The 5,537-nt window shown below is 72.2% G+C and carries 6 protein-coding genes and 1 other RNA gene; 3 read left to right on the top strand and 4 right to left on the bottom strand.

Translation table 11 applies throughout. The annotated features are described in order from the left end of the window. Both HMPREF3105_RS07665 and HMPREF3105_RS07660 read right to left on the bottom strand, forming a co-directional pair. The coding region (locus HMPREF3105_RS07665; protein WP_141762463.1) for a heavy metal translocating P-type ATPase at positions 1–1,063 on the bottom strand (1,063 nt) is incomplete at its 3' end. A gap of 107 nt (positions 1,064–1,170) precedes the next feature. Continuing rightward, positions 1,171–1,398 (bottom strand): heavy-metal-associated domain-containing protein, encoded by a 228-nt coding sequence (locus HMPREF3105_RS07660; RefSeq protein ID WP_010078881.1) that lies wholly within the window; start codon positions 1,396–1,398, stop codon positions 1,171–1,173. A 168-nt stretch (positions 1,399–1,566) separates the two neighbouring features. Here HMPREF3105_RS07660 and HMPREF3105_RS07655 point away from each other — a divergent pair, with 168 nt between their 5' ends. Both HMPREF3105_RS07655 and def read left to right on the top strand, forming a co-directional pair. After that, the gene (locus HMPREF3105_RS07655) at positions 1,567–2,262 is read left to right on the top strand and encodes a Crp/Fnr family transcriptional regulator (RefSeq protein WP_036340201.1); all 696 of its coding nucleotides are present in this window, start codon (positions 1,567–1,569) and stop codon (positions 2,260–2,262) included. A 94-nt stretch (positions 2,263–2,356) separates the two neighbouring features. Then, the gene (gene def, locus HMPREF3105_RS07650) at positions 2,357–2,989 is read left to right on the top strand and encodes a peptide deformylase (protein ID WP_036340198.1); all 633 of its coding nucleotides are present in this window, start codon (positions 2,357–2,359) and stop codon (positions 2,987–2,989) included. An 82-nt stretch (positions 2,990–3,071) separates the two neighbouring features. Here the strand turns inward: def and HMPREF3105_RS07645 are convergent, their stop codons facing one another. Then, positions 3,072–4,517, bottom strand: coding sequence for a glyceraldehyde-3-phosphate dehydrogenase (locus tag HMPREF3105_RS07645; protein ID WP_036340195.1), 1,446 nt, complete (start codon positions 4,515–4,517; stop codon positions 3,072–3,074). 144 nt (positions 4,518–4,661) lie between these two features. Between HMPREF3105_RS07645 and rnpB the strand changes: the two genes are divergently transcribed. Then, positions 4,662–5,040: RNase P RNA component class A (rnpB, locus tag HMPREF3105_RS07640), an RNA gene on the top strand. Between the two features lie 21 nt (positions 5,041–5,061). Here rnpB and HMPREF3105_RS07635 read toward each other — a convergent pair. Next, complete coding sequence (locus HMPREF3105_RS07635) at positions 5,062–5,376, bottom strand: hypothetical protein (RefSeq protein ID WP_012750836.1); 315 nt, start codon at positions 5,374–5,376, stop codon at positions 5,062–5,064. Positions 5,377–5,537: the final 161 nt, after the last annotated feature.

Raw genomic sequence — 5,537 nt, 5'->3', positions numbered from 1 at the left:
CGCGGTCCCGGCCCGCCGCGACGACCGGCGCGGCCAGCGGGTGGTCCGAGGCCGCCTCGAGCCGTGCGGCCCAGCGCAGCACCTCGTCCTCGGCCCCGGGCTCGAACGCGACGACGTCTGTCAGCTCGGGGGTGCCCGACGTGAGGGTGCCGGTCTTGTCGACGGCGACGGCGTCGACCTTCGCGGAGCGCTCAAGGAACTCCCCTCCCTTGATGAGCACGCCGTCCTTGGCGCCGCGGCCGATCCCTGCCACGATCGCGACCGGGATGGAGATCACGAGGGCGCCCGGGCAGCCGATGACCAGCAGGGTCAGGGCCAGGGGGACGTCCCGCGTGATCAGGCCGGTCGCGAAGGCCAGCACCATGATCGCCGGGGTGTACCAGCGGGAGAAGCGGTCCATGAACTGCTGGGTCCGCGCACGGGCCTCCTGCGCCGCCTCGACGCGGTGGATGATGCGCGCCAGCGTGGTGTCGGCGCCGACGCTCCGGGCCTGCACCTGCAGCAGGCCGGCCGTGGCGACGGTGCCCGCGTACATGGCGTCACCGTCGGTCTTCTCCGCCGGGATGGACTCGCCCGTGATGGATGCCTCGTCCACGGCGCCGACCCCGGTGAGCACCACGCCGTCCACCGGCACCCGAGCGCCGGCCTTGACGAGGACGGTCGCGCCGGGGGCCACCTCGTGGGCAGGCACGGTGCGCTGGGTCCCGTCTGCGTCCACGACGACGGCGGTCTCGGGCGCCGTGGAGACGAGGTCCGCGAGCGCCGAGCGAGTCTGAGACAGGGTCGCGTCCTCGAGGGCGTGGCCGAGGGCGAAGAGGAAGGTCACGGCGGCGGCCTCCCAGAAATTGCCGAGCAGGGACGCGCCGATCGCGGCGGTGGCGACGAGCAGGTCGATGCCGACGGTCTTCACCCGCAGGGCGGCGATCGCGTCGCGCGCGATCGGCAGGCCGGCCACGACGGCGGCGGCGAGCATCAGGCCCGCCGCCACGAGGTGTCCGGTCCCGTGGGCCAGCTGCTCGGGCGCCAGCACGAGCGAGACGGCGATCAGCAGGCCGGCCACCACGGGGCGCCGCCAGCGGCGGGACAACGCGAACCGGGCACGAGGGCGGCCCGGACGTGTGACGGCGGGGGTGGATATGGCGGACTCCGTTCGTCGGGGGCGGGGCGGTGTCAGAAGGCCGACGGCCGGGCGGTGTAGCCGACCTTGGCGACGGCCTCGACGAGGTCCTGGGCAGTGGTGGTCTGCGGGTCGTGGTCGACCTCGATGCGCTGGGTCTCGAAGTGGACCTGCGCGCCGGTCACGCCGGGCAGGGCGTCGAGGGCCTTCTCGATCTTCCGGACGCACGAGGGGCAGCTGAAGCCCTCGGCGCGGAGCAGGGTGTGCGTGGTGGCGGTCATGGTCACTCCTGTGGGTCGTCACCGGCGCGGCCGCCGATGAGGCTGAGCGGACGGGCGGGTGCCCGGTCCGATCCCCGGCCTCCGGGGATGTCACTGACGCTACGAAGGGGACGGCGGGCCCGCCTTAACCGCGGTCAAGCCGCCGTGTGGGAGGCTGATGGCGTGCGTATGGACCTGCCCCTCGCCCCCATGGACGAACCAGAGCCGTGCGCGGCCCGGGTCCCGCTGTTCACCGGGCTGGATCTGGAGCAGCTGCGCCGGGTCTCCGCCCTGGCGCGGCCGCTCGTGCTCGAGGCCGGCGATGCCCTGCACCTGGCCGGTGACCGCACGGACCGCCTGTGCGTCGTGCACAGCGGCCGCCTGGCGCTGACGCTCGGCTCAGCGACCGGCCGGGAACGCGTGGTGCGGATGGTCGAGCCCGGGGACTCCGTGGGCGAGCACGAGTTCCTCACGGGCGAGCCGGCCCGGCACGGGGCGCGCGCCGTGGCCGCGACCCGCCTGTGCACCTTCTCCCACGCCGAGGTCGCCCGACTCCTGGCCCAGCATCCGGGCATCGGGGGACGCGTGATGCGGACGCTGGCCGTCCGCCTGGCCGAGGCGGAACAACGGCTGGCCCGGGAGCATCAGCCTGTCACCGCACGGATCGCCGGACATCTGCTCGGCCTGCCGGCCCTCCGGGACGAGGCCGACCTCGTCGTGGTGCTGGCCGCGCCGAAGAAGGACGTCGCCTCGCTGCTGGGCACCACCCCCGAGGCGTTCAGCCGCGGGCTGCGCCGCCTCGCCGACGACGGCCTGATCGCCATGGCGGGCCCGCGGGTGGCGCTGCTGGACCCGGATGCGCTGGAGGCCCTCGCCGCGGAATGACGGCCGTCGTCGTGGTGTCCCCGGCGGTAGGCTGGGGACTCCCCCGTCCCCCCACCCACGCAGGCCCGCAGCCCGGGCCGGGAAGCGCAGTGCCATGGCCTCCATCCGTCCCATCACCGTCTACGGCGAGCCCGTGCTGCACCGGCGCGCGGCCGAGGTGGAGGTGATCGACGACGAGATCCGCGAGCTGATCGAGGACATGTACGTCACGCAGGACGCCGCGCACGGCGTGGGCCTGGCCGCCCCGCAGGTCGGGGTCGGGCTGCGGATCTTCACGTGGACGTTCCCGGACTCCGGCGACGCGCCGAACGTGGGCCACGTGATCAACCCGGTGCTGACGCACCTGGACAAGGCGCCGCGGGAGGAGCCTCACCCGGACGAGCACACCGAGGGCTGCCTCTCGGTGCCCGGGCTCGGCTTCCCCCTGCAGCGCCCGACCCGCGTGCGCCTGTCCGGCCAGCGCGTGGACGGCGAGATGTTCGAGTTCGAGGCCGAGGGCTGGTTCGCGCGCATCATGCAGCACGAGTACGACCACCTCAACGGCACCCTCTACGTCAACCGGCTCGAGGGCAAGTGGCAGCGGCGCTGGAAGCGCGCGCAGCGGGCCGAGCGTCTGAACGTGCCCGGTGTGACGTGGCTGCCCGGCACGGACGAGGACCCCTTCGGCCACGACGCCGACGACCACGAACACGGCCCTGACGGCGAGCACGGGGACGACGAGGCCTGAGCCTCGGCCCGACGTCCGGCCCGGTCGGCACACGACGACGGCCCGTCCCCTCTGCGGGGACGGGCCGTCGGTCATCGGCGGGTCAGGCCTGCGGGAAGGCGGGAATCTGCTGGCCCGCCATCTTCTCCACCACGCGGATCACCTGGTGCGAGTAGCCATACTCGTTGTCGTACCAGACGTAGAGAATGGCGTTCTTGCCGTCGTTGTTCACGAGGGTCGCCAGGCCGTCCACGACGCCGGCGCGGTCCGAGCCGACGAAGTCGGTGGACACGACCTCCGGGGAGTCCACGTAGCCGACCTGGCCGCGCAGGGGGCCGGTGAGGGACTCCTGCTTCAGGCGGGCGTTGAGCTCCTCCACCGAGGTGGGCGTGGTCAGCTCCAGGTTCAGGATGGCCATGGACACGTCCGGGGTGGGGACGCGGATGGCGTTGCCGGAGAGCTTGCCCTTGAGCTCGGGCAGGGCCTTGGCCACGGCCTTGGCGGCGCCGGTCTCGGTGAGCACCATGTTCATGCCGGCGGCACGGCCACGACGGGCGCCCTTGTGGAAGTTGTCCACGAGGTTCTGGTCATTGGTGTAGGCGTGCACGGTCTCCACGTGGCCGTGGTCGATGCCGTAGTCGTCCTGGATGACCTTGAGCACCGGGGTGATGCCGTTGGTGGTGCAGGAGGCCGCCGAGACGATCGTGTCCTGGGGCGTGATGTCGTCCGAGTTCACGCCGAACACGATGTTCTTCATCTCGCCCTTGCCCGGGGCCGTCAGCAGGACCTTCGCGGCGCCCTTGGCCTGCAGGTGCTGGGACAGGCCCTCGTCGTCGCGCCAGCGTCCGGTGTTGTCGACGACCAGCGCGTCCTTGATGCCGTAGGAGGTGTAGTCCACCGTGGTCGGGTCGTTCGAGTAGATGACCTGGATCTCGGTGCCGTTGGCGGTGATCACGTCGCGGTCCTCGTCCACCACGATCGTCCCGTCGAACGGGCCGTGGATCGAGTCGCGGCGCAGCAGGGAGGCGCGCTTGATCAGGTCGTCCTCCGAGTTCTTGCGCACGACGACGGCACGCAGGCGCAGCTTGGAGCCACCGCCGGCGTGGTCGAGGAGGATGCGGGCCAGCAGGCGGCCGATGCGACCGAAGCCGTAGAGCACGACGTCCTGGGTCTCGCCCAGGCCCTCACCGGCCTTGCCCTTGACCTCGGCGAGCTCGGCGTCCAGGAAGGCCTGGACGTCCTGGCCCGAGGCCTTGTGCTTGGCGGCCAGCTCGGCCAGGTCGATGGTGGCGGCGCCCAGGTCCATCGCAGCCATGGCCTCGACCAGGGGGTAGGTGGACTCGACGCTCAGCGGGGCCTCCTGCACGCGGCGGGCGTAACGGTGGGCCTTGATGATGTCGATCACGCCGCGGTTCACGAGGGAGCGCCCGTAGATCGAGGTGACCACGTTGTGCTCGCGGTACAGGGTGCCCAGCAGGGGGACCATCTTCTCCGCGAGCTTCTGCTGCGTGTTCCACTCGGGGGTCTGGGTCGAGGCGGTGTCTGCCACGGGAGTCCTTCCTTGAAACCTGGCGGGGCCGTCCTGGGCAGGCCCCATCCCCCGACCTCGTTGTCGGCGGACTCCGCCATTCTAGGCGAGGACACGTCCGGAGCGGCCCTGCGGTCGCGACGGGGCGTACACTGGTCGGTCGGGACGGATCGGCGGACGGCCGCGTGCCCCTGCGGGGGTGCGAGGAAAGTCCGGGCACCGCAGAGCAGGATGGTGGACAACATCCACCCGGGGCGACCCGCGGGCCAGTGCCACAGAGAGAAGACCGCCTCCGCGCCGTGTGCGCGGCGGTAAGGGTGAAAGGGTGGTGTAAGAGACCACCAGCGGCCCCGGTGACGGGGCCGGCTCGGTAAACCCCATCCGGTGCAAGGCCGAACAGGACGCGTCACGAGGGCTGCTCGCCCCAGCGTCCGGGTTGGCCGCTCGAGCCCGTCAGCGATGGCGGGCCCAGATGGATGGCCGTCACCTCGCGCGGGGCAACGCGCGCGAGGCACAGAACCCGGCTTACAGCCGGTCCGTCCCACCTCACGGCCCCCGGCTGGGGTCAGAACCCCTCGTCGTCGAGGATCCGTTCGAACTCGAGCTCCACCACGTGCTCGCGCTCCCGCTTGTCCAGCAGGCGGTACCCGTACGACTCGCCGATCGAGACGACCTTCGCCAGGCTCGGGCGTCGCCGGTCCCGCGGCCATTCCAGCGTCACGCGGTCCTGCCCCGTGAAGGTGTGCTCCCGCAGGCGCTGCTCCAGAGCGGAGGCGTGCGTGCGCTCCCGCCCGCTGGAGCGGATCCCGAGCCACACGGCGGCCGCGATCACGAGCAGGACGAACGGGTACACCACACCGAACACGTTCATGGCGGTCATCGGGCGACTCCTGGGATGCGGGGCGGCTGTGCGGACCCCACCACTGTGCCAGGTCCGGACGACGACGTCGGCCCGGCCCGTCCGCGCGTCGGTCCGGGGGCGCCTGGCTAGGCTGGCCCGGTGCTGATCCTGCTGCCGCCCTCCGAGGGCAAGACCGCGCC

Origin of the sequence: Micrococcus sp. HMSC31B01, from assembly GCF_001816085.1 — a bacterium.
Taxonomy (GTDB): domain Bacteria; phylum Actinomycetota; class Actinomycetes; order Actinomycetales; family Micrococcaceae; genus Micrococcus; species Micrococcus luteus.
This window is presented reverse-complemented; position numbering and strand designations above follow the sequence as displayed.

Coding starts and splice junctions, on each gene's coding strand:
- HMPREF3105_RS07660 (WP_010078881.1), bottom strand. CDS start 1,398: ATGACCGCCACCACGCACACCCTGCTCCGCGCCGAGGGCTTCAGCTGC.
- HMPREF3105_RS07655 (WP_036340201.1), top strand. CDS start 1,567: ATGGACCTGCCCCTCGCCCCCATGGACGAACCAGAGCCGTGCGCGGCC.
- def (WP_036340198.1), top strand. CDS start 2,357: ATGGCCTCCATCCGTCCCATCACCGTCTACGGCGAGCCCGTGCTGCAC.
- HMPREF3105_RS07635 (WP_012750836.1), bottom strand. CDS start 5,376: ATGACCGCCATGAACGTGTTCGGTGTGGTGTACCCGTTCGTCCTGCTC.